We start from the raw sequence: 21,927 nt of genomic DNA on the forward strand, positions 1-21,927 counted from the left end.
GTGATAAACGGCGTTGTGACAGCTGGCAGGTTGTCACAACGCCGTGTTTCGTTTCCCGGGAATTCTGCACTTTTTCTGTGTGTTTTGCATACAATGGTTTTGTATAAGCAGAAAGCAGGGAGTGATAACGACCGTGCCGATTAACCCGGATTATACTTATGGAAACAACTTTCAGGAACTGGAGCCATATATGCTTTATGGCGACAGGAGTGCTGCAGGGCGCCCGATGGAAAGAAAGGATCTCATTGTACAGGATTTGGAATATCTCCAGGGGATGTACCCGGGACATATGAAGCGTTTGCAGGAATATGTAGTTTCAGCGTGTGATCATCTGGATTATAAAAACAGTCCCATGTATGACGAATATCCGGACCGTATAATGATCAACCAGATCTGCGATTCCATATGCGATCAGATACACAGGGATGGTGTCATAATGGATGAAATGACGGAGGAAGCAGAAGATACAGAACAGGCGTCTGTAGATGCAACGGAACAGATGGACTGGGAGGAAGACGAGACAGATGAAACGGATATGCAGTCACAGGACCGGGATTCCCGTTGGGGTCCGCCGCCATGGGGACCTCCAGGAAGGCATCCGGGACGGAGAGGACCGTGGGGGCCTCCTGGATCAAAAGGACCGTGGGGACCGGGAAGCACGTGGGGTCCGCCGGGACCAGGAAGGCCATGGGAACCGCCGTGCTGTCCGCCGGGATCTAAAAGACCATGGGGGCCATGGGGCCCGCGGGGGCCGCGTTACAATGATGGCTGGCTGAACGGTGTGGTCAATGTGCTCCTTATCAATGAGATGCACCGCAGGAGATGCCGCAGCGGACTTTGCAAATAAGGAAAAGAAAAGCAGTTACTTGTCGGTTTATGGCAGGATAGCTGCTTTTTTATGTGGTTTGAAGCCTGGTTATTCCGTGGCCGCTTAACGAATGTTTAAGAAAGTTTTCGTTGTAGTTTTGGATATTATTGTATACAATAAAGAGTATAAGAGAGTATAAGGTTGAAAGAAACCTATCTTTCACCCCTCGTTTACGAATCGACCGGATATCCCTGCATACCCGCTTGATTCATTAGTGTACAAAAATACGGAAACAGAGGAAGTTTTGGATGAGTCGATTAATAAAAAAAATAGGGATATTATCTGCGGTTTTTATTGCGGCGATCGCAGTTTATTTTGTGTGGGATCAAAAAAATACAGAAAAAAGTGATGTTATGGTATATACCTCCATGGATGAAGCTTCTCTGCCCGTAGTATATTCCCATATGTACGGAAGAAAGATGAACCTTCTCCATGGCTATACACAGGACATGAAGCAGGCGGTTTCCAGGGAAGCTCTTACAGTCCTGCCGCCTGACAGAGCCATGAACATACAGATATCTGACTACAAAGGCAGTATCCAGGGGCTGGAATATGAGGTCCGCAGCATGGATCTGGGGCGTCTGGTGGAACGGACAACGGTAGATAAGTGGAACCAGGAGGAAGGAAGCGTCACGGCGACGCTTCCTATCCAGAATCTTTTGACAAAGGATAAGGAATACCTTTTAATCCTGTCGCTGGATACCTCAGGGAACGGAAAACTCCTTTATTATACCCGCATCATGTGGACAGACAGCACCAATGTAAAGGACATGATTGACTTCGCAGTGGATTTCACCACCAAAACCTTTGATTATGACCAGGCCCGGCAGCTTACCACTTATCTGGAAACCAGTGAGGGAGAGGATAACAGCTCCCTTGGTCATGTGACCATCCGGTCCAGCTTTTCCCAGCTTACCTGGGGAGGGCTTTCTGTGAAGCCGGAAGGAGACATCAGGGCGACCTTAAAGGATTTAAACGGAATCATGTGCAGTGTCCAGCTGGATTATGAGATATCCAGGGAGGGAGAAGACGGCATTCAGGAGCTGTATGAGGTGGAGGACAGCTTTACCATGAAATGGGACAGCAGGCGCATCTACCTCATGGACTTTGAGCGGAATACCAATCAGATATTTTCCGGCCAAAAGGGGCTGTTTTCCGGGAAACGGATCCTGCTGGGCATTTCCAACCAGGATGAGATACGGACTGCAAAAAGCCCGTCAGGGGATTGGCTGGCCTATGTGGTAAACCGGGATCTGTGGACCTTTGACCAGAGTAAGGAGCATGGGGTAAAGGTGTTCTCTTTCCGAAGCGGCGAAGACGATGGGCTGCGCAGCAGCTATAACCAGCACGATATTAAGGTCTTGTCGGTCAGCGATAACGGGGATGTGAATTTTCTGGTTTACGGATACATGAACAGAGGGATCCATGAGGGCGGCTTAGGGATTGCCATGTATCAGTACAGCATCCAGGACAACGCCACAACAGAACGTTTCTTCACTCCTGTGACCCTGTCCTTTGAGATGCTTAAGGAAGATATAGACCAGCTGGCTCATGTGGGAGCCAACGGAATGCTTTATTTAATGGCGGACCGGGCAGTTTACGGCATTGATTTAAACAGCAATGAATACATGGTCCTGGCGGACTCCCTGGCGGAGGGCGGATATGCGGTCAGCAGTACAGAACGCCGCTTTGCATGGCAGGAAGGCAGTGACCTTTACGGAGCCGGAGTGGTTCACCTCATGGATCTGGATACAGGAGTGAAGAGGGAAATAACCGGCGGGGAGGATAACATTTACAGGCCCCTTGGGTTCGTGGGAGACGATTTCATTTACGGGATTGCCAAAAAAGGCGATGTGTGGGTGCAAAACGGGAGAACAAAGGATGCCCCCATGTACCGGATCGAGATCATGGACCAAAGCGGAAAGATCGTAAAGGAATATGAAAATGAGAATGTTTATATTGCAGATGTATCCGTGGATGACAGCCGGATTCATTTAACTCAGGTGGCCAAATCAGGAGACCAGTCCTATGTTGCCTCCAGGCAGGATACCATTGTCTGCAATCAGGAGCTTACAAACGGAGAGATGGAGGGGATTGGCTGGTACGCATCGGAGGACCGGAGAAAGCTTTATTTTGTCCAGCTGGATAAAGACACGGAAGGCAAGGAGGTAAAGATCACGGTTCCTAAAAAGGTGGCGTATGAAACCACGGAAGTCGTGGAATTAAAGAGCAATGGAAGGTTCCAGGAGAACATGTTTTATGCCTACGGAGGAGGGCGTTATCTTGGAAGCAGCCGCAGATTTACTGATGCTTTAGCTCTTGCCTATGATAAAATGGGAGTCGTGACCGATAAGAACCAGGAAATCCTATGGAACCGGGTAAACCGTCCGCCCTCCCGCAATATGAAAGAGCCTTTAAAAACAGGAGCAGCCTTTATCCGGAATCTGGAAGGTTTTAAGTCAGACAGTTTCTATGGGGAAGGGGTTCTCATGATGGATGCCAGGGGCTGCACCTTAAGCCAGGTATTATATTTTATCGGTCACGGCTGTCCGGTGGCCGCCTACAACCTTCAGGGCGGTTATGTGCTCCTTTCCGGTTATGATTCCTATAATGTGACTGTCTACAACCCGGTATCCGGAGAGAGCCAGAAAATGGGCTTAAATGATGCCTCTGCATACTTTGCAGGCCAGGGAAATGACTTTGTCTGCGGAGTATTTACGGAATAAGAAAATGCGTTCTCTTTACAAATTCGTAAGATATGTTATAATCATTAAAGGCTAATGGATGAAATTTAAGAAATTTGTAAATAGATAACATGATAATCAGAGGTGTGAAATGGAGCAGTATATTATGAAGGGCGGAAATCCCCTGGTGGGCGAAGTGACCATCGGCGGGGCAAAGAATGCCGCTTTGGGAATTCTGGCAGCAGCGATCATGACAGATGAAGATGTTCTGATCGATAATCTGCCTGATGTCAGAGATATAAACGTGTTGCTTGAAGCCATAGAGGAGATTGGAGCAAGAGTAGAGCGGATTGACAGGCATACGGTCCGCATCAATGGAAAGACCATTCGGGAGGTCTCGGTTGATGATGATTACATCCGTAAGATCAGGGCCTCCTACTACTTTATCGGTGCCATGCTGGGTAAGTATAAAAGCGCCCAGGTCCCCCTTCCGGGAGGCTGCAACATTGGAAGCAGGCCCATTGACCAGCATTTAAAGGGATTCCGCGCCCTTGGAGCTGATGTGAGGATTGAACGGGGAGCTGTGATCGCCCATGCCATTGATCTGGTGGCGAGCCATATCTATTTGGACGTTGTAAGCGTTGGGGCCACCATCAACGTTATGATGGCTGCGACCCTTGCCGAGGGACAGACAATTCTGGAAAACGTGGCAAAAGAGCCTCATGTGGTTGACGTGGCAAACTTTTTAAACAGCATGGGTGCCAACATCAAGGGCGCCGGTACGGATACCATCCGCATCCGGGGAGTGAGAAAGCTCCATGGAACTGAGTATTCCATCATCCCGGACCAGATCGAAGCAGGCACCTTTATGTGCGCTGCAGCCATTACCAGGGGTGATGTTATGGTGAAAAACGTCATTCCAAAGCATTTGGAAGCCATTTCTGCAAAGCTTCTGGAAATGGGATGCGAGGTGGTGGAATTCGATGACGCGGTCCGTGTTGTAGGGAAAACCAACCAAAGGCATACGGACATCAAAACCCTTCCCTATCCGGGATTCCCCACAGATATGCAGCCTCAGATGACGGTGACCCTTGCCCTTGCAAAAGGCACCAGTGTGGTCACAGAGAGCATTTTTGAGAACCGTTTCCGTTATGTGGATGAATTATCACGCATGGGAGCCAATGTAAAGGTAGAGGGTAACGTAGCCGTTATTGACGGCGTAGTCGGTTTTACCGGAGCATTTGTCAATGCTCCTGATCTCCGTGCAGGTGCGGCTCTGGTGATTGCCGGGCTGGCTGCGGATGGTTATACAGTTGTGGATGAGATCGGATACATCCAACGGGGCTATGAATGCTTTGAAGAAAAGCTTCAGGGCCTTGGTGCCATAATTGAAAAAGTGGACTCTGAAAATGAAGCAAAGAAATTCAAATTAAAAGTAGGTTAGGCGGGGAGAATTCCCGCCTTTTCCTATTTACTCAAAGGAGGAGCCGGGCAAACATGCCTCTGTGCCCTTTTCCGAAAGAGAACGGATGGAGGTAGCGTATTCCGACGGCGTCATCCCGGTCAGCTTTTTAAACTGCCTGGAAAAATAATGGACCGAGGTGTAGCCCAAACGGTCCGCAATTTCAGTGAAATTCAGCTGATTGCTGCGGATGAGCTGCTTGGCTGCATCGATCTTCATTCCGATGAAGAAATCCATGACCCCGCAGCCATAGGCATTATGGAAGATTTTCTGAAGCTGTGACCGTCCGGTTAAATTATCCCGGCAGATGGCTTCAATGGTAAGGTGCTCTCCGATATGTTCTTCCATATACCGGACGATGCGGTTATGGGCATCTCCGTGCATGGGGCTTTCCATGACCCGTCCGGTGGAGATCTGCTGGGGCTTTATAAAGTATCTGCGGTAAAGATGGATGATCAGCTCTTCCAGATAATTGCCGATAAGCTGCTCCGCCCCAAAGGACAGGGGAGGCTGCCTTCTGACCAGCTCTTCCTGGTAAGGATCGTCAAGCCGCCCTGCAAATGCATTCCGCGCCTCAATGATGATTTGTGCCAGCAAAGCCATTTCCGTTTCCTGTACGGATAAGACTTCTCCTTCAAAGGCCTTCATATAAGGGGAATTGCATTCAAAGCTCACCACCACCAGATTAGGGGCAACGGTCCCGTTTGTCAGTATGTTGTGGAACTCTCCGGGCTTGTGGAAGATGATGTTTCCCCGTTTTAAAGGGATCCGTTTGTCTCCGGCCATTACATCGATGACCCCCTTGTCAACGCAGACAAACTCCCAGAAATCATGGCTTTCTCCAGGAAAGGAGAAATCGCTCATATACTCAAAATAGTGGATGGTTATGATCTTTTTAACGACAGCAGAGGAACGCAGCGAGGTGCTTTTGTATGCCATGGAAACCTCCTTCCGGTTGACGGGATTGTGGTATAATGATTGGACAGCAATCATTATACCATAATCCGTGATGAAATGGTGAGAAGAGTACGATAATACAAATTAAATAATAAATAGTGCAAATATCTTTTGACACGCATTCATTATACTGAGGATATTAGAATTTAGGAGGTAACAGCGATGAACAAGAAACCGGTTCTGGTAATCATGGCAGCAGGCATGGGAAGCCGCTACGGGGGCTTAAAGCAGATTGACCCTGTAGATGCCCATGGAAACAAGATCATTGATTTTTCTATTTATGATGCGGTTTGTGCAGGATTTGAAAAGGTTGTCTTTATTATTAAAAAGGACATTGAAAAAGAATTTAAGGAAAACATCGGAGACCGCATGGCGGCGCATGTACAGGTGGAGTACGTATATCAGGAGCTTGGTAAGCTTCCAAAGGGATATGAGGTGCCGGAGGGAAGAGTGAAGCCCTGGGGAACAGGACATGCCATTTTATGCTGCAAGGATGCCATTGACGGACCCTTTGCAGTCATTAATGCAGATGATTTTTATGGCAGAAGTGCTTTTGTATCCATTTATGACCAGCTTAACAGGGTTTCTGACGGAGAGAAGTATCAGTACACCATGGTGGGCTACCAGCTTTACAACACCCTGACGGAAAACGGCCATGTGGCAAGAGGCGTGTGCAGCACCGATGAAGATGGAAAGCTTGTTGATATCAATGAGCGGACCAGAATCGAAAAGCACGGCGGCAAGGCAGAATTTACCGAGGATGATGGGAAAACCTGGACCGGGCTTTCAGAGGATACCATCGTTTCCATGAATATGTGGGGTTTTACAAACAGCATATTAAAAGAGCTTGAACAACGGTTTGCCGCATTTTTAGACAGGGAGCTTCCCAAAAATCCGGTAAAATGTGAATACTTCCTTCCCTTTGTGGTGGATGAACTGTTAAAGGAAGGCAAGGCAGAGGTTTCCGTATTAAAGAGTGTGGACCGCTGGTACGGTGTCACCTACAAGGAAGATAAGGAAACAGTAGTGAATGCCATCAAAGGATTGAAAGAAGCCGGTCTGTATCCGGAAAAGCTATGGGAGGAAATGTAATGGGAGACGCACAGTGCGGAAAGATTAAAGAGGCTATCGGACTTCTGGCCTTTGAGGGGGAGCCGGTCTCATGGATGCGCTATGGAAGCGGCCATATTAATGATACGTTTCGCCTGATCTGCAAAATCGGAGAAGGGGAAAAACACTACATCATCCAGAGGATCAACCATGAGGTCTTTAAGGATCCGGTTTCTCTTATGAAAAACATTGCGGGTGTCACTTCCTTTCTGCGGGAACGGATCGAGGCCCAGGGCGGAGATCCGTCCAGGGAGACGCTTAATATAATAAAGGCAAGGGATGGAAAGGATTACTGCCAGGATGGCGACGGGAATTACTGGAGAGGTTATCTTTTTATTGAAGGGGCCACCACCTATGATAAGGTGAGGAATCCGGAGGATTTTTACCAGAGCGGCAAGGCATTCGGGCGGTTTAAACGCCAGCTGGCCCAGTATCCGGCTGATGAACTGTCGGAAACCATACCCAATTTTCATAACACTCCGGTTCGCATGGAAACGTTTAAGGCGGCTGTAAAGGCCGATGTATGCGGCCGCGCCCATCTGGTTGAGGAGGAAATAAAATTCGTCCTTGACAGGGAGAAGGAGGCGTCCATTGCCATGGATATGTTAAAGGCTGGCAGGCTCCCTCTCTGTGTCACCCATAACGATACCAAGCTTAACAACATTATGATCGATGATGTTACCGGGGAAGCCCTTTGCATCATTGACTTAGATACCATCATGCCCGGCTTATCGATCTTTGACTTCGGGGATTCCATCCGTTTCGGGGCCAATACGGCAGAGGAGGATGAGCCTGATGTAAGCAAAGTATCCTTATCCCTGCCCTTGTTTGAGATTTATACAAAAGGATATTTAGAAGGGTGCAAGGGAAGCCTGACGCCGGAGGAAAAACAGATGCTTCCCATGGGGGCAAAGCTGATGACCTTTGAGTGCGGCATGCGTTTTTTAACGGATTTTCTTCAGGGAGATACCTATTTTCATATAAGCAGAGAAAACCACAATCTGGACCGGACCAGGACCCAGTTTGCACTTGTGGCTGACATGGAAAAGAAGTGGAAGGAAATGGAGGAAATCGTCCGCAGGAGTGAAAAATAAATGTTTTGCTCTTGTATTTTGGGTCAAATGGGAGTGTTTGCATTCCCGCTTCATTGGGTGTCAACTGGATATACTTGTATATCCGTTTGATTTATAGGTATTAAAATATGAATAAGAAAGAGGAGAGAACATGAGAATATTGGTAACCGGAGGCGCCGGATACATCGGCAGCCATACATGTATCGAACTTTTGGAACAGGGCCACGAGGTTGTTGTGGTGGATAATCTTTGCAATTCCTCCAGGGTTTCATTGGAACGGGTAGAAGCCATTACCGGGAAAACGGTGGCCTTTTATGAGGCAGACCTTTTAGACAAAGATGCATTAGATGAGATATTTGATTATGAGGTGATCGATGCTGTAATCCATTTTGCAGGGTTAAAGGCTGTGGGAGAATCGGTTGTAAAACCTTTGGAATATTATCACAATAACATTACCGGAACTCTGAACCTGTGCGATGTCATGAGGGAACATAAGGTGAAGAATATCATATTCAGCTCCTCTGCCACTGTATACGGGGATCCGGCCTTTGTACCCATCACGGAAGACTGCCCCAAGGGAAAGATCACCAATCCTTATGGACAGACAAAGAGCATGCTGGAACAGATTCTTACGGACCTTCATACCGCAGATCCGGAGTGGAGCGTAATCCTCCTGCGCTATTTTAATCCTGTAGGCGCTCATAAAAGCGGTTTAATCGGAGAGGATCCTGCTGGAATCCCCAATAACCTGACTCCTTACATCACCCAGGTTGCTGTGGGCAAGTTAAAAGAGGTGGGAGTATTTGGCGACGATTATGACACGCCTGACGGAACAGGGGTACGTGATTACATTCATGTGGTGGATCTGGCCATCGGACATGTAAAAGCCCTTGAAAAAATTGCTTCTTCAGAACCGGAAGTCCGGATTTACAATCTGGGAACAGGTCAGGGTTTCAGCGTTCTTCAGATGATCCAAGCATTTTCAAAGGCATGCGGGAAACCCATCCCATATTCCATTAAGCCCCGCCGTCTGGGTGACATTGCAGAATGCTATGCGGATGCCTCCCTGGCAAAGAAAGAACTTGGCTGGGAAGCGGAGCGTGGAATTGATGAAATGTGCCAGGACTCCTGGAGATGGCAGTCAGGGAATCCAAATGGGTACAGGTAAGAGACTAAAAGCCTGAAAGCTTGCTTCCTGCATCATGTCCCGGCTGACCTGGCTGTAGGTCAGCCGGGGGCAGATGCTTATGGGGAATGATTGCATTTTCATATATTTCACTTTCTATTGATAAAATTTCAAATCATTTTGAGGTTAAAGATGAAAATTAAAAAGATGTTTAAGCAGATCAGGAATAATTATGTCATTAACCAAGTGAAAGGAATTAATATTCTGGAATTTGAACCGGATGAGATCATACGGTATCATATGGTTTTTTCGGGAAGAGTACAAGGCGTTGGTTTTCGTCTGGAGATTGAACAGCTGGCATTGAGATTAAAACTGACAGGTTGGATAAAAAATCTTGAGAGCGGAAGTGTTGAGATGGAAATTCAGGGAATGAAAAATAAGATAGATTTCCTTTTGGATTTCATGAATTCGTTAAAACGAATGAAAATAAATCAAATGAAAAAAGATATACAACCAGTTCTTAATCAGGAGCAGGAATTTGAAATATTATAATCCTGACTATATACGTTATTATAATTAAAGCGGAAGATTTCCGTTGTCAAAGTATCTATCCTTATGATTATCATTCGTTGGGCGGATACTTTTTTTTTACCTTGCTGCAGCTGTAAGAAGATGTTTTAAGTGTTATGCTCACAATAGAACCTCTGGTGAAAAATTAAGAAAGGAAGGTATGCTTGTATACTGCATACATAACAGAGATGCAAATTATTGAAAAGTTTATTGCTTCTAAATACGGTGAGGATGCTTTGTGTGAAGACGGTCTGTTTATCAATGATAAATTTATTGCAGTTATGGATGGGGTAACTGCCAAAGGGGAAATTTTATGGAACAATAAAACCAGCGGATTTCATGCAAAGGAAATTCTGATCAAAGCAATGGAACAATTAGATGGAAAGGAAGGTGCGTCTCAGGTGCTTGAATACTTATATTTTCAGCTTCATAAGCAATATAATGGCAATGAAGATTATTTTCTTAAAAATACTGCGGAGAGATTGCGGTCAACCATTGTAATATACAGCCAGAGACACAAGCAGATCTGGTGCTTTGGAGATTGTCAGTTCAGAATAAACGGGCAGTCGTTTAAAAAAGAAATGGAGATTGATGTGTTATTGGCAGAGGTAAGATCCGCTTATCTGCATTCGGTACTGATCAGCGGGAAATCGGCAGAGGAGCTTTGCCTTTCGGATCCCTCCCAGGAAATATTACTGCCTTTCATAAGAAATCAATTATATTTTTCCAATTGTGATAAAGGCGGCAAATACGAATTCAGCGTATTAGATGGTTTTTGTGATGATTTCTCCAAAGTAATCGTAGCTGATGTGAAAGCTGGGGATACGGTTATATTGGCCTCTGACGGATATCCCAGTTTAGAGCCGTCATTACAGGAAAGTGAGCTGTTTTTAAAAGAGCTGAAGGAAAAGGACCCATTATGTATTGACTGCTACAAAGCCGGATCCGGCTTCACAAACGGGAAGAGTTCCATTGATGACCGGACGTATATAAAATTTGTGGTGTAAAGAAAAAGCTGTTGTTCCGGCGGATCATTCGATTTGCCGGAACAACAGCTTAAATATTATTTTGAAATCAGCCGGTGAACTGCTTCATATATTTTTGCGGCGATATAAGGGTTATTCATTGTGTAAAGATGGATGCCGTCAGCACCCTGAACAACGAGGTCAACAATCTGATCAATTGCATAAGCAATGCCTGCGTCACGCATTGCCTCAGGGTTATTCTCGTACCGGTTCATCATCGCAATAAATTTGGGGGGCAGGTCCACATGACAAAGAGATGCCATGCGCTCAATCTGCTTTTTATTAACTACCGGCATAATGCCTGCTTCAATGGGAACGTGGATCCCTGCAATGGAACAACGCTCCTGAAATCTGTAAAAATAGTCATTATGAAAGAAAAGCTGGGTAATCAACTGATCAGCGCCCGAATCCACCTTTTTCTTCAGATTTTGGATATCTTCAACGAGATTTTTTGACTCTGTATGTCCTTCCGGGTAGCAGGCCGCTGTTATATCAAAATCTCCATGCTCTTTAATAAACGCAATCATATCACTGGCATGGGTAAAATCCCCTTTGGGCTGTTTGGGATCTAAAATGTCTCCCCGAAGCGCAAGAATATTTTCAATGCCGTTTTGCTTAAAATTTTCTAGCTGAGTAAGTACATCTTCTTTTGTCAGGCCGGCACAAGGTAAATGGGCCAGGCTCTCAATTTTATATTGATTTTTAATTGCAGAAGCGATTTCACAGGTAGCGTGACTGTTACCGCTGCCGCCCGCCCCGTAGGTCACGCTGATAAAGTCAGGACTTAGTTCATGCAGCGCATCAAGGGTATCGTAAATTGTCTGAATCGATCCGGTCCTTTTAGGCGGAAAGATTTCAAAGGAAAGAGTTACCTGTTTTTTTAGGATGTTAGACAGCTTCATTTCTTAACCGCCTTGCTGCCTGAACCATATGTTCAAGACTGAGTTTTGTTTCTGTATATTGCCGTGTTTTAAGCCCGCAGTCCGGATTCACCCATAACTTTTCTTTTGGCAGCCTTTTAAGCATCTCATGCAAAGCTGATTCAATTTCTTCCACAGACGGGACTCTTGGAGAGTGAATATCATAAACGCCGGGCCCCACTTCTGTCTTGAAATGATTTTCTTTCAGGGAATCCAGAATCATCAAATCCGAACGTGAAGCTTCAAAGGTGATCACATCAGCGTCCATATTGTCAATGGCAGGAATAATATCGGTAAATTCACTGTAGCACATGTGGGTATGGATCTGGGTCTCAGGTTTTACCCGGCTGTGTACCAGACGGAATGCAGGAATCGCCCAACTTAAGTATTCCCTGTCCCAGTCGGATTTCCTTAAAGGGAGCTTTTCTCTAAGAGCAGCTTCATCAATCTGAATGATTCTGATGCCGTTTGATTCAAGGTCAAGCACTTCATCGCCAATGGCCAGGGCAATTTGGAACGCGGTTTCTTTCAGTGAAATGTCCTCCCGGGGGAAAGACCAGTTCAGTATTGTAACCGGCCCTGTAAGCATGCCCTTCATAGGCTTATGGGTCAGTCTTTGGGCATAAACAGACCACTCAACGGTCATGGGCCTTTCCCTGGAAATATCACCCCAAATGACAGGGGGCTTTACGCAGCGGGTACCGTAGGACTGTACCCATCCCTTCTCCGTAAACAAATATCCATTTAAGCATTCACCAAAATACTCTACCATATCATTGCGTTCAAATTCTCCATGTACCAATACATCCAATCCCATTTCTTCCTGTACTTTGACGCATTCAAAAATCTTTTCCTTAATAAAATCACAGTATTGTGCTTCTGTAATGCTGCCCTTCCTAAAGGCGGTGCGGTTGGCCTTTACCTCGGCTGTCTGCGGAAAGGAACCGATTGTTGTGGTGGGGAAACATGGAAGTCCGAAGCTCTTTTGCTGAAGCTCTTCACGAACCGCAAATTCCGGAAGCCGAGTCAAATCACTTTCCGAAATTTTCCGTACCCTTTGCTGTACTTTTTCATTGCTGCAATTTCTGTCTCCCTTCAACAAACCGGCGTTTTTTTTGTATTCCTCTGTTTCTAAAGGGCTTTGAGATAGGCAAATTTCTTTTAATTCCTTAAGCTCATTAAGCTTTTCCATTGCAAATGAAAAATAGCATTTTTGTTTCTCAGGCAGCTTTGTTTCATTCAGTAAGGTATAGGGAACGTGTAACAGCGAGCAGGAGGTTCCAAGAACAATATGGCTGCAATGCTTATGCAATTCAGAGATAAGCCTGAAAGATTTCCTGTAATTATTTTTCCAGATGTTTTTGCCGTTTACAATGCCTGCAAACAGTACCTTACCGGAGGGGAAGCCCTTTGTCTTTATAAGCTCCAGGGATTCCTTCCCTTCAACGAAATCCATTCCGATCCCGTCAAAAGCCAATCCCGTTATTTCCTCATAACAATCCCGTATGTCGCCAAAATACGTCTGTAAAAGCACATTTACGGTGCCCTTTTCAGATAGGATGGCGCTGTATAGCTGCTTAAATAAGAGAATGTCTTCATGGGTGAGATCGTGTACAAGGCTTGGCTCATCAAACTGCAGCCATTTGGCCCCTTGTTCATGAAACCTTGTAAGTATTTCCTGATAAGCTCTTATGATGGCCTCAGTAAAATCATTCGTGTGCTTTTCACCGGTAAACCTTGCCAGCTTCAAAAAGGTAAATGCTCCAATTAAGACAGGCTTTGTTTGAATTCCCAGCTGCAATGCCTCTTCAAACTCATCAAATGGCTTACTTCCTGCAAGACGTATTTCTGTATTATCATCAATTTCCGGAACCATATAATGGTAGTTTGTATTGAACCATTTTTTCATGGCCAGGGCTTTCACATCCCCGTTGGCACCTTGATAGCCTCTTGCCATGGCAAAATAAGTATCAAGAGGCGGCAGCGCCAGACTGCGGTATCGGGCCGGAATCACATTTAACAGAACTGCGGTGTCAAGAACTGTATCATAAAATGAAAAATCGTTACTTGGAATGAAATCAATCCCATGATTCTGCTGCGTGTTCCAGTGTGTACTTCTTAAATTTCCTGCAATTGTCTGCAATTCATCAGAGGATATTTCTTCTTTAAAATATCTTTCAGATGAAAATTTTAACTCTCTTAAAGCCCCCACTCTTGGGTAGCCGACAACAGATGTCCTCATACAGCGAAAATCCTTTCAAGTTATTTTACTATAAATAATAACATGAGGACCTGGTTATAACGTAATATCAAAAAAATATCAGTATCTATAGGAAAAAACTATGACCCTTTAATCAAATGAAGCGGTCACAGGCAAAGGCCTAAAGAGCTGTATCCCGCAGCATGTTTCTCTCCGATAGTTTTTTTATAGAAGTAGCATACTCAGAAGGGGTCATCCCGGTCAAATGCTTGAACTGCCTGGAAAAATAGTGGACCGAGGTATAACCCAGGTGATTGGCGATCTGGGTAAAATTAAGCTGTCTGTTTCTTATCAGCTGCTTGGCTGCATCAATTTTCATGCTGTTAAAATATTCAATGACCCCGGTGTTTCCCTTTTCATAAAAAAGCTTTTTCAGCTGTGAGGTGCTGATCAGATTATCCCGGCTGATCTGGTCAATGGTCAGCTGGGTGCAGATGTTCTTTTCAAAATAGTGAAGGATGGTTTCATAGATGTCCTCTGCGGAAGAGGTGTCCTTGTGAACGGCGGGAGCCCGCCGGACGGACAGGGAGTGGCGGTACATTTGTATGAGGAACTGTTCCAGATAGGTTTTTATCATCTGCTCTGCTGCAAAAGGTCCGTGATCCTTTCGAACCAGAACCTCCTGATAGGGATTGTCAAGCCTTCCGTCAAAGCATAAGCGCGCTTCCGCAATGATCCTGGCCAGAAGCTCCTGCTCCTCCTGGTCTACGTTTAAGATCTGTTCTTTAAATGAAGCCATGTGGGGCGACTGGCAGTCAAATCCAATGACCACAAGGTTGGGAGCAATGACCCCATTGGCCAGGACCCGGTGAAATTCATTGGGCTGATGGAAAATGACCTCTCCCTTTTGAAGGGTAAGCCGTTCATGATCGGCTACCACGTCCACTTCTCCCTTATCCACACACAGCAATTCCCAAAAGTTATGAGATTCCCCGGCAAAGGTGAAGTCGCTCATATATTCAAAATAGTGGATGCTGATAATCCGGTGTATGGTCAGCTCTTCTCTCAATTCTGTATACTTGTATTTCATACGTTCCCCCTGATTTTTAGGCAGAATAAAGCCTGTTATAAAATGATGTTGTGCAAATAGCATAGAAGTTACCTGTATTTTAACTTCTAATTATGAAAAAAGCAAACAAAAAACCTAAAATGTAAAAAATGATAACCTTTTGTACAAAGCATTTTGCCCAAAAGTATAATAATATAGACTCACCAAGAACATCTGACAAAAAGGTTGGATAACAGAGGGAGGTAAAATTATGAGAAGACGTTTTATGAGTATTATGCTGAGTGCTGTCATGGCTGCCGGTGTGCTGGCAGGATGTGCAGGAGGGGCTTCCACAGCTGCCACAACGGCCGCCGGGGCTTCTACGGAAGGGGAAACAGCTGGCGGCGGTGACGGGCTTGTTTACTGGACCATGTGGGAGGCAACGGAGCCTCAGGGCCAGGCGATCCAGATGGCAATTGACAAATTTACAGCAGATACAGGAGTCAAGGTAGACGTTCAGTTTAAGGGGCGTACGGGAATCAGGGAAGGCTTGCAGCCTGCCTTGGATGCAGGAACCAACATCGATTTGTTTGACGAGGATATTGACCGTGTAAATACCACATGGGGACAGTATTTAATGGATCTGGAGGAACTGGTAAAGGCTTCCGGCTATGAAGACAATGCCAATGCAGGCTTAATGTCAGCCTGCAGGGAAGTAGGAAACGGTACATTAAAGTCCATTCCTTACCAGCCCAATGTATTCGCATTCTTCTATAACCAGTCCATTTTTGATGAGGCAGGAATTAAGGATGTGCCAAAGACCTGGGAAGAGCTTGACGGGGCATGCCAGAAGATCAAGGATGCAGGTTATACCCCAATTACCTGTGATGATGCTTACATTACAGCTATGTTTGGCTATCATATGTCCAGACTTTTAGGTGAACCGGGAACAGAAGCCATTGTGAAGGAAGGCAAATGGGATGACCCGGCGGTCCTTAAGACGGCTCAGGCCTATGAGGATTTCGCAAAGAAAGGGTATTTTTCAGAGACCATCGCTTCTAACGTATGGCCTGCAGGACAGAACCAGGAGCTTGCCCTGGGAACAGCCGCCATGTATTTAAACGGTTCCTGGCTTCCAAACGAAGTAAAGGATATGGCAGGAGAAGACTTTAAATGGGGCTGCTTCAGTTACCCTGCAGTAGAAGGCGGAAAGGATGGAACCAATGCCTCCAACTACGGCGCTCAGGTTCTGGCCATCAATAAGAATTCCCAAAATGGAGAAAATGCGTTTAAGCTGATCCAGTACATTACCCAGGGTGAATTTGACAAGAAAATGTCCGAAATGTCAATGGGAATTCCTGCAGATACCAGAAATGCAGAATGGCCGGCACAGCTTGCCAGCGTAAAGCCTGTAATGGAAAGCCTGACAGTGCGGTATCCATGGGCAGCGGGAGCAGAAGCCAATGCAGACTTAACACCTATTATCAAAGAGAACTTTATGAAGCTTTGCGGAGGCTCCGTTACGGCAGCAGAGTTCGTGGACGCTCTTATAGCAGCAGGCAAATAATCCGGAATAATAAGATTCTATAGGGTGACACCGCCAAGGCGGTGTCACCGTGTAATTAAGGAAAGCCGGGGAGGTATTTAACGTGAAGAAGAATAAGACCATGATTGCCGTATTTCTGATACCGGCAGTCCTAATGTTTGTCCTTGTATTCCTTTATCCTATTCTCAGAACAGTTTTAATGAGCTTTTTTAAGATCGAAGGAATCACGGATTCTATGGCCAAGTGGCAGTTCACAGGACTTGCCAATTACAGCAAGCTTGCAGGGACCAGCTTGTTCCGCATATCCATGTGGAATCTGTTCCGCATCTGGCTGATCGGCGGATTGATCGTCATGTCCCTGGGTCTTTTATTTGCGGTCATCATAACCAGCGGGATACGTTTTAAAAGCTTTTTCAGGGCAATGATCTATCTTCCCAACGTAGTCAGCGCGGTTGCCCTTGCCACCATGTGGCTTCAGTATGTATACAGCCCTAAGTTCGGTCTCCTTAAAAATGTATTTTCAGCCATGGGACTTAAAGTTTTGTCCAAGGTCCAGTGGCTTGATAATGATCATAAATTCATGGCCTTGCTTGTTGCGTACTGTTTTGGCATGGTTGGATATCATATGCTGATATTTGCAAGCGGAATCGAACGGATCGGGGATGACTACTATGAGGCGGCTACCCTGGATGGGGCAAATAAGGTAAACCAGTTCCGCTATATTACCCTTCCCCTGTTAAAAGGGGTGTTTAAAACCAACATTACCATGTGGAGCGTCACCTCAGTAGGTTTCTTCGTCTGGTCTCAGCTGTTCTCAACGGTTACGGCGGATACCCAGACCATCACCCCCATGGTTTACATGTACATGATGATCTTTGGAGCCGGCAACAGTATGACGGAACGGAATGCTGGCTTGGGAGCGGCAATCGGTGTTCTGTTAAGTATTTGTGTGGTAGGGGTCTTCCTGATATGCAATAAACTGATAAAAGATGATGATCTGGAATTCTAAGGAGGGGAATCTATGGCTAGAAAAGGAAAGTTTATGGAGCCATTTAACTGGAAGAGAGAGCTTAGGCTTTTTCCGGGATATCTGCTCCTGATTGTTTGGATTTTATTTACCGTTGTACTGCTGGGCTGGGTGGTGGCCGCCAGCTTTTCTACCACAAAGGCCATTTTTTCAGGCCATGTCCTGTCCCAGGGGATTCATTTTGAAAACTATGCAAAGGCATGGACCAATTCCAATGTGTCCGCTATTTTCTTTAATTCCCTGATGTATTCTGTTATTTCGTGTACGCTTCTGGTATTGATCTGTGCGCCTGCTGCGTACGTTCTGTCCCGTTTTAGATTTGCAGGGAATAAAATGATCCAGACCAGCCTGGTATCCGCCATGGGCGTGCCTGTGGTCATGATCGTTCTTCCCCTGTTCAGCCTGATAGCCGGTATGAACGTATTGAACAACTACATTGCCAATAAGGCGGTTCTGATCTTCCTTTACGTGGGGATCAACGTTCCTTATACAACGATTTTTCTTCTCACATTTTTTGCCAATATTTCCAGGGCTTATGAGGAAGCGGCTGCCATTGACGGCTGTCCTCCCATGAGGGCATTCTGGCTGATCATGTTTCCCATGGCCCAGTCCGGGATCATAACGGTAACAATTTTCAATTTTATCAATATATGGAATGAGTATTTTATTTCCCTGATTTTTGCAAACTCCGACAGAGTGCGGCCGGTTGCGGTGGGACTGTATTCCATGATCAATTCCATGAAATATACGGGAGACTGGTCAGGAATGTTTGCCTCGGTTATCATCGTATTTCTTCCGACCTTTATCCTTTATATCTTTTTGTCGGAGAAGATCATCGCCGGCATTACAGGAGGCGGGGTCAAGGGTTAAAATTAAAAAAACTCCTGCCTTACGTGGGATTGCGGGATAAATAATTTATTGGCAGAATTATTTTCCCCAGTCCATGACAGGCAGGAGGTTTTCCATTTTTATTTGTCCACCACAGGAATCGGTGTTTCGTCCCTTTCGTCTAAGTGGTTTAAATAATATCTGGTATCTTTTGCCACGACACCTGACAGAAGGAGTACAGCTACCAGGTTGGGGATGGCCATCAAAGCGTTTAAGATGTCGGAGATAGTCCAAACCAGATCCAGAGACAGCACAGGGCCTACAACTACAATAGCCACAAAGATGACCTTATAAGGCAGCATGCCCCTGGCGCCGAATAAATACTCACAGCAGCGCTCCCCGTAATAAGACCAGCCGAGAATGGTGGAATAAGCAAAGGTGATGATGCCGATTACCAGGATCACCGGCCCCAGGACAGGAATCTGGCTGAAAGCGGCAGTGGTCATCTGTCCGCCGTTTTGGATCATATCCATGTTGATGTTGGGATTTTTCATTATGGTTGAAACCAGTACCAGACCGGTCATAAGGCAGACGACAACCGTATCCCAGAAGGTGCCGGTTGAGGAAACCAGTGCCTGACGCACCGGATTTCGAGTCTGTGCGGCCGAAGCCACCAGCGGTGCAGAACCCATACCGGATTCATTGGAAAACAGGCCGCGGGCAATACCATACTGCATGGCAAGCATAATGCCGCGTCCGACCAGACCGCCGGCAACCGCGCCGGGCTGGAAAGCCAGGGTGATGATCGCCTTCAGTGCAGGTATGATGAAGTCAGCGTTGATAAACAGAATGATCAGGCAGCCGGCCACATAGAAAATGGCCATAAACGGCACAAGCTTTTCGCACACAGTTGCAATGGACTTGATGCCGCCGATAATGACTACAGCGGTAATCGCGCCGAAGACAAGGCCGATTACAATGCGCGGGATAGGCAGGGGCACGTTGTTTTCAATGATCTCGGCAATGGCGTTGATCTGTGTGCCGCTTCCAATGCCAAAGGATGCAAACAGAGCAAACAGTGCAAAGAGTATGCCCAGCCATTTAAGACCCAATGCCCGTTCCAGCACATACATGGCTCCGCCCTGCATGCGGCCGTCCCTGGTCTGAACACGGTATTTGACCGCAATCAGGGATTCTGCATATTTGGTGGCAATGCCGAATACACCGGTCAGCCAGCACCAGAGAACAGCGCCCGGACCGCCTAAGAATACTGCCGTACCAACACCCACAATATTGCCCGTGCCTATGGTGGAAGCGAGGGCAGTGGTCAGCGCCTGAAACTGGCTGACCTCTCCAGGTGAATCAGGATCTTTTGTTACGGACAGCTTAATGGCTGTTAAGGTTTTGCGCTGGATAAAGCCCGTGCGCACGGTCATAAACAAATGGGTGCCAAACAGCAGCACAATCATGGGTATCCCCCAGATTGCCGAGTCCAGCTTGTTAAAAAATTCAACAACTGCTTGCATTAATTTCTACTTCCCTTCCTTAATGATTTTTGAAATAAAAAAAGTGGGAGATACTCCCACTCACAAAAAAACAGAGATAATGCGATATTCCAAAAAGAAAGGGAAAAAATCGCCTCTGTCCTTTTGCCTGAGAGTTTCGCGCCTAAGCGCTTGCCCCTTCGGCCCCTGCATGATTGCAGATGTCTCCAGAGTGCCATCCGTCCACGGTCTGCGCTGGGCGCACTCCACAGATTTCATATGGCGAACATTTAAAGAATGGTGTCATTATACAATAGTGATTAAATTTTTGCAAGAACTTTATCCATTTCGCCAAAGGATAGAATTCCCTTGACAGCAGTTTTTAAATACGTTAAAATGTACTTGCAGTATATGCTGCTTACAATTGAATAACAAATGAAAAGTACGTAATATCCCTTATTCAGAGTGATGGAGATACAAAGGATCTGTGAAGTCACGGCAACCCCGACCGGTAATGATGGCGTTTCGCCACAAAGCGCGATTGGAAGGTGCCAACCTGAGCGAGAAATCGAGCAATAAGAGGATTTGATACATTGTTGAATCAAGTCCGCGTTGCTGCGGACTTTTCTTTTTGTTATTCCCCCATATCATATAAGGAGGGATGACGTAGGGGTATACCTGTAAGCCCTAAGAGTGAGGGCAGAAAGGAAAACACCCTGCGGCATGCCTGCATGCCCAAAGTACATGGGTAAGAAGGAGGAAATGACAACATGGAAAAATTATTATTCACTTCCGAGTCCGTTACAGAAGGACATCCGGACAAAATGTGCGACCAGATATCTGATGCGATTCTGGATGAGATGTTAAAGCAGGATCCCATGAGCCGTGTGGCCTGTGAAACCTGCTGTACCACCGGGCTTGTCATGGTCATGGGAGAAATAACCACCCATGCCTATGTGGACATTCAGAAGGTGGTGCGGGAGACTGTAAGGGAAATCGGCTATGACCGTGCAAAATACGGATTTGACTGCGATACCTGCGGCGTTATGGTAGCCTTAGATGAGCAGTCTGCAGACATTGCCTTAGGCGTTGACCGGGCTTTGGAAGCAAAGGAACACAAGATGTCTGACGAAGAGATCGATGCCATTGGAGCAGGAGACCAGGGAATGATGTTTGGCTTTGCCAGCAATGAAACGGAAGAATACATGCCTTATCCCATCGCTCTTGCCCATAAGCTGGCTCTTAAGCTCACAAAGGTCCGCAAGGATGGAACTCTGACCTATCTCCGTCCTGACGGAAAGACTCAGGTAACGGTGGAATACGATGAGAACGGCAAGCCTCTCCGCTTAGATGCGGTGGTTTTGTCCACTCAGCACGATGAGAACGTGAGTCAGGAACAGATCCATACTGACATTAAAAAATATGTATTTGATGAAGTTCTGCCGGCAGAGCTGGTAGATGAAAATACCAGTTTTTATATCAATCCCACAGGCCGCTTTGTTATCGGCGGACCTCACGGCGACAGCGGCTTAACAGGCCGCAAGATCATTGTAGACACCTACGGCGGTTATGCCCGTCACGGCGGCGGTGCATTTTCCGGCAAGGACTGCACTAAGGTGGACCGTTCCGCTGCTTATGCGGCCCGTTATGTTGCAAAGAATATAGTGGCAGCAGGCTTAGCCGGCAAGTGTGAGATCCAGCTTTCCTATGCCATCGGTGTGGCTCACCCCACTTCCATTATGGTGGATACCTTTGGAACCGGAAAACTGAGCAATGAAAAGCTTGTGGATATCATCCGTCAGAATTTTGACTTACGTCCGGCGGGAATCATTAAGATGCTGGATTTACGCCGTCCGATCTACAGGCAGACGGCGGCTTACGGCCATTTTGGCAGAAACGACTTAGACTTACCCTGGGAAAAGCTTGATAAGGTTTCCCTTTTAAAAGAATATTTATAATTTTTATTATATGAGAGGGATGCCCCAAACCAGCTGATCCA

At 46.3% G+C, this 21,927-nt stretch carries 17 protein-coding genes and 2 riboswitches; of the genes, 12 read left to right on the top strand and 5 right to left on the bottom strand.

Annotation, left to right across the window (positions count from 1 at the left end; genetic code table 11):
• The first annotated feature begins 121 nt into the window (after positions 1-121).
• The 3 genes from K401_RS0111640 to murA all read left to right on the top strand — a co-directional run bounded on the left by K401_RS0111640 (position 122) and on the right by murA (position 4,996).
• Positions 122-847, top strand: coding sequence for a hypothetical protein (locus K401_RS0111640; protein WP_156882258.1), 726 nt, complete (start codon positions 122-124; stop codon positions 845-847).
• 269 nt (positions 848-1,116) lie between these two features.
• Complete coding sequence (locus K401_RS0111645) at positions 1,117-3,594, top strand: hypothetical protein (protein ID WP_024293108.1); 2,478 nt, start codon at positions 1,117-1,119, stop codon at positions 3,592-3,594.
• Between the two features lie 109 nt (positions 3,595-3,703).
• Entirely contained in the window at positions 3,704-4,996 is a 1,293-nt protein-coding gene (gene murA, locus K401_RS0111650; protein WP_024293109.1) for a UDP-N-acetylglucosamine 1-carboxyvinyltransferase, read from the top strand.
• Positions 4,997-5,023: 27 nt separating this feature from the next.
• On the opposite strand, the gene K401_RS0111655 is transcribed toward murA, so the two are convergent.
• Positions 5,024-5,953, bottom strand: a complete 930-nt coding sequence (locus K401_RS0111655) for an AraC family transcriptional regulator (protein WP_024293110.1) — start codon at positions 5,951-5,953, stop codon at positions 5,024-5,026.
• A gap of 180 nt (positions 5,954-6,133) precedes the next feature.
• On the opposite strand from K401_RS0111655, the gene K401_RS0111660 reads away from it, so the two are divergent.
• From K401_RS0111660 to K401_RS0111680, 5 genes are all read left to right on the top strand, one after another.
• Complete coding sequence (locus K401_RS0111660) at positions 6,134-7,063, top strand: nucleotidyltransferase family protein (protein WP_024293111.1); 930 nt, start codon at positions 6,134-6,136, stop codon at positions 7,061-7,063.
• The gene (locus tag K401_RS0111665) at positions 7,063-8,175 is read left to right on the top strand and encodes a phosphotransferase enzyme family protein (RefSeq protein ID WP_024293112.1); all 1,113 of its coding nucleotides are present in this window, start codon (positions 7,063-7,065) and stop codon (positions 8,173-8,175) included. Before K401_RS0111660 ends, K401_RS0111665 begins: the two co-directional genes overlap by 1 nt.
• A 130-nt stretch (positions 8,176-8,305) precedes the next feature.
• Positions 8,306-9,322 (top strand): UDP-glucose 4-epimerase GalE, encoded by a 1,017-nt coding sequence (gene galE / locus K401_RS0111670; RefSeq protein WP_024293113.1) that lies wholly within the window; start codon positions 8,306-8,308, stop codon positions 9,320-9,322.
• Positions 9,323-9,472: 150 nt separating this feature from the next.
• The gene (locus tag K401_RS31205) at positions 9,473-9,832 is read left to right on the top strand and encodes an acylphosphatase (RefSeq protein WP_027352486.1); all 360 of its coding nucleotides are present in this window, start codon (positions 9,473-9,475) and stop codon (positions 9,830-9,832) included.
• A gap of 182 nt (positions 9,833-10,014) precedes the next feature.
• Positions 10,015-10,857, top strand: a complete 843-nt coding sequence (locus K401_RS0111680; RefSeq protein ID WP_027352485.1) for a hypothetical protein — start codon at positions 10,015-10,017, stop codon at positions 10,855-10,857.
• Positions 10,858-10,913: 56 nt separating this feature from the next.
• On the opposite strand, the gene metF is transcribed toward K401_RS0111680, so the two are convergent.
• From metF to K401_RS0111695, 3 genes are all read right to left on the bottom strand, one after another.
• The gene (metF, locus tag K401_RS0111685; protein WP_024293116.1) at positions 10,914-11,777 is read right to left on the bottom strand and encodes a methylenetetrahydrofolate reductase [NAD(P)H]; all 864 of its coding nucleotides are present in this window, start codon (positions 11,775-11,777) and stop codon (positions 10,914-10,916) included.
• Positions 11,764-14,037, bottom strand: coding sequence for a 5-methyltetrahydropteroyltriglutamate--homocysteine S-methyltransferase (gene metE / locus K401_RS0111690; protein WP_024293117.1), 2,274 nt, complete (start codon positions 14,035-14,037; stop codon positions 11,764-11,766). Before metE ends, metF begins: the two co-directional genes overlap by 14 nt.
• A gap of 139 nt (positions 14,038-14,176) precedes the next feature.
• Positions 14,177-15,085, bottom strand: a complete 909-nt coding sequence (locus tag K401_RS0111695; protein ID WP_024293118.1) for a helix-turn-helix domain-containing protein — start codon at positions 15,083-15,085, stop codon at positions 14,177-14,179.
• 229 nt (positions 15,086-15,314) lie between these two features.
• On the opposite strand from K401_RS0111695, the gene K401_RS0111700 reads away from it, so the two are divergent.
• From K401_RS0111700 to K401_RS0111710, 3 genes are all read left to right on the top strand, one after another.
• Positions 15,315-16,610, top strand: a complete 1,296-nt coding sequence (locus K401_RS0111700; RefSeq protein WP_027352484.1) for an ABC transporter substrate-binding protein — start codon at positions 15,315-15,317, stop codon at positions 16,608-16,610.
• Between the two features lie 82 nt (positions 16,611-16,692).
• The gene (locus K401_RS0111705; protein WP_024293120.1) at positions 16,693-17,598 is read left to right on the top strand and encodes a carbohydrate ABC transporter permease; all 906 of its coding nucleotides are present in this window, start codon (positions 16,693-16,695) and stop codon (positions 17,596-17,598) included.
• Positions 17,599-17,610: 12 nt separating this feature from the next.
• A complete protein-coding gene (locus tag K401_RS0111710; RefSeq protein ID WP_024293121.1) occupies positions 17,611-18,486 on the top strand; it encodes a carbohydrate ABC transporter permease in 876 nt (291 codons plus the stop codon).
• Between the two features lie 98 nt (positions 18,487-18,584).
• Here the strand turns inward: K401_RS0111710 and K401_RS0111715 are convergent, their stop codons facing one another.
• Entirely contained in the window at positions 18,585-19,970 is a 1,386-nt protein-coding gene (locus K401_RS0111715) for an alanine/glycine:cation symporter family protein (protein ID WP_024293122.1), read from the bottom strand.
• A gap of 106 nt (positions 19,971-20,076) precedes the next feature.
• Positions 20,077-20,169, bottom strand: a riboswitch (glycine riboswitch).
• A gap of 212 nt (positions 20,170-20,381) precedes the next feature.
• Positions 20,382-20,510: riboswitch (SAM riboswitch) on the top strand.
• A 188-nt stretch (positions 20,511-20,698) separates the two neighbouring features.
• On the opposite strand from K401_RS0111715, the gene metK reads away from it, so the two are divergent.
• Positions 20,699-21,886, top strand: a complete 1,188-nt coding sequence (metK, locus tag K401_RS0111720) for a methionine adenosyltransferase (protein ID WP_024293123.1) — start codon at positions 20,699-20,701, stop codon at positions 21,884-21,886.
• Positions 21,887-21,927: the final 41 nt, after the last annotated feature.

Source organism: Lacrimispora indolis DSM 755 (genome assembly GCF_000526995.1).
GTDB lineage: Bacteria > Bacillota > Clostridia > Lachnospirales > Lachnospiraceae > Lacrimispora > Lacrimispora indolis.